The organism is Hydrocoleum sp. CS-953, from assembly GCF_002260545.1.
Classification (GTDB): Bacteria; Cyanobacteriota; Cyanobacteriia; order Cyanobacteriales; family Microcoleaceae; genus Trichodesmium.
The window spans coordinates 1-2,534 of sequence record NZ_LGSU01000244.1 but is presented as its reverse complement, the minus strand read 5'-3'; the positions used below and the strand labels follow the sequence as shown (position 1 = coordinate 2,534).

Below are 2,534 nucleotides of genomic sequence, written 5' to 3'. Positions count from 1 at the left end.
TTAGAGTAGACAGTGATGAACTGTTATTTATACTAGCATTTATAGTGATATTACCTTTTGCTGATGCTAAAAAAGCTCAAGTTAACATTATAGAAATTGTCAAAAATCACCCTTTACAAAAAATCAATGCCAAAATATTAGAATTAGAAATTGGCATGGAACAAATCATCCAAAAAAATCAGAGAATAAAAAAAATTATTGACTCTGTTAGAGGCAAAATTACTTTTTTTTCAGCCCCTACTCAGTTAATTTTAAATAATTCAAGTGGTAAGAGTTTAGTAGTAAGTAGCAATCCAGACTTTGGGAAAAAAATCTGTAAAAATATAGATGAACAAAAATTCTCTTTACCCCCTGATAATAAGGTAGCTGATTTTATTAATAGCTTTTATCACTTTGGTTAAAATCTGTGATCGAAGTAGAAGTCCATCAATCTCTGCTGAATTTCCTACAATCGCAAAATCAACCTTACTGGCCTCATAATTTAACGATGGCACGGCTAGTAGCAAGGGCTTTGCGACTGGGACGTAGTGCTTTAATTCAAACAGCTTCTCCACCAGGTAGCCATAATCAACAATATCAATTAAGTTATCTGCTACCAATATTAATGTGGCCACGAAAAACAATATTAGTTGCTCCTCAGCCAGTACAAGAACATTTACTCACTGTTGAAATTCCCAGATTACTAGCTAACCACTCTCAGATTAGTTCATCAATCCTTAATAAAGCAATCCAAACCTATCCTCCACAAGACCCTGATTTTAATGGACTACTACTGATGACGCCCGAAGCTTGGTTAGTTAGCCAATGGCAGGATGAGCAGTTTTCTCAAGGTATTCCGACAATTATTGATTGGGCAGATGATCTAGAAATTTGGGTACAAAATTATTTAACTACTCGCTTTTTACCTACCAATTGGAATCAACTGATGCAAGTTTATCCTGATCAAGCTGACTTAATTCGTCAGACAAGGATAAACTTAACGCGATCGCTCTTTCAACATCCAGCTAATCCCTACAGTTGCTACTTAATTGAACAACATGAGCAACAAATTTTACAAAATCTCATCGAAAGTTTGTCATTGCCTTCAGGAAATAAGGAATTACATAGTAATCATTTGAATAATGATTTTTGGTTTCAATGGCAAAGCAATGGACAACTAAGGTGGGCAGAAATTCATCGCCAGAGAGGATCATTTTCTTTATACTGTACTCCTTATGATTTATCTGAAGCTCTCCAGAATATTTGGACTAAACAACCTGTTGTAATTATTGGAGGAGCATTAGACCTAGAAGCGAAAGCTGATAGCTATCGACAGATGATGGGGCTAGGGGATCTAACCTGTGTTAAATTTTCCCCTGATCGTCGCAATGAGATGATTCAATTATATTTGCCCAATGGTTTACCAATGCCAAACACACCTCAATTTCAAGCAGCATTAATTGCAGAAATTCAGACTTTATTGTACACCAGTTCCACTGCTATTGATGGATTAATAGTAATCCTGATCGGAGATGTACCACTTAAAAATCAAGTAGGTGCTATTTTGGCCTCTGAATTTGGTTCCCAAGTTCAAGTGGAAACTGTTTCTCCTGAAGAAAATGGAATTTTAATTACTGGTTGGGAATTTTGGCAAGAACATCAAAGAGAACTCAAAGCACCTAAATTATTAATAATTACTACTTTACCCCTTCCATCTTTGGAACATCCTTTAGTCTCTGGACGAGTAAATTTTTATAAGCAACGAGGTTTAGATTGGTTTAGATTATACCTTTTACCAAAGGCACTACAACAGTTACAACGTGCTATTGCCTCTGTGCGAGAATCTCAAGGTGTCGTTGTTCTATTAGATAATCGTGTGATTTATCGTAGTTATGGCAAGCAAGTTTTAGCAGCTCTTAGTCCCTTTGCCAAAATTAATTACTTAGATACTACATGGTTAACTTGAAGAAGGGAATAGGTAGTAGGGAGTAGGGAGTAGGGAGTAGGGAGTGGGATTAATATTCAACTCCAAGCAAATTGGTGTATTATTTAGGGCTTGCTGAATAAACATCAAAGCATTTACAGATAAAGGTTTTACCCTTTTTAGGTCTGGAAAAAGTACCAGCTTTTTGGTTGATAAAGCCGAAAAAGTGAGCATTTTGGATAGATTATGGCAGAAAAATCACTCTTACTATTCTTCCTCCTGCCTTCTCTATAATTCCCACTTCTCCTGACTTCTGACTCCTGACTCCTGACTCCTACACTTACCCATAAGACTTTTTCAGCAAGCCCTATTTAGAGCTTGCTGAATAAACATCAAAGTCTTGACACATAAAGGTTTTGGCATTTATAGGTCTGGAAAAAGTGCAAAGTTTTCGGTCTAAAAAGATGAAAAAATTAGGATTTTAGCTTGGATAAGGCAGAAAAATTAAGGGACTATTTTTCTGACTACCTATAGCAATGTGGGCTGGCATATTTACACATTATTTTTTGTACACCTTTTCTAGAAGGCAGTTTGAGCTGGGCCTTGTAAATACCTGAGCGCTCACTGCTAT

The 2,534-nt window shown here is 36.3% G+C and carries 2 protein-coding genes and 1 pseudogene; 2 read left to right on the top strand and 1 reads right to left on the bottom strand.

The window, feature by feature from the left end; all coding sequences use genetic code 11:
- Positions 1-401: pseudogene (locus tag AFK68_RS02110) on the top strand (hypothetical protein); the annotation flags it as partial.
- Between the two features lie 5 nt (positions 402-406).
- Entirely contained in the window at positions 407-1,945 is a 1,539-nt protein-coding gene (locus AFK68_RS02105) for a helicase C-terminal domain-containing protein (protein ID WP_094671251.1), read from the top strand.
- On the opposite strand, the gene AFK68_RS37950 is transcribed toward AFK68_RS02105, so the two are convergent.
- Positions 1,937-2,137: a hypothetical protein gene (locus tag AFK68_RS37950; protein ID WP_094671249.1), complete on the bottom strand. Its 201-nt coding sequence runs from the start codon at positions 2,135-2,137 to the stop codon at positions 1,937-1,939. The genes AFK68_RS02105 and AFK68_RS37950 overlap by 9 nt on opposite strands.
- Positions 2,138-2,534 lie beyond the last annotated feature (397 nt).

Bases quoted from the DNA above. Each gene is read 5' to 3' on its own strand.
- AFK68_RS37950 (WP_094671249.1), bottom strand. From the start codon at position 2,137: ATGCTCACTTTTTCGGCTTTATCAACCAAAAAGCTGGTACTTTTTCCA.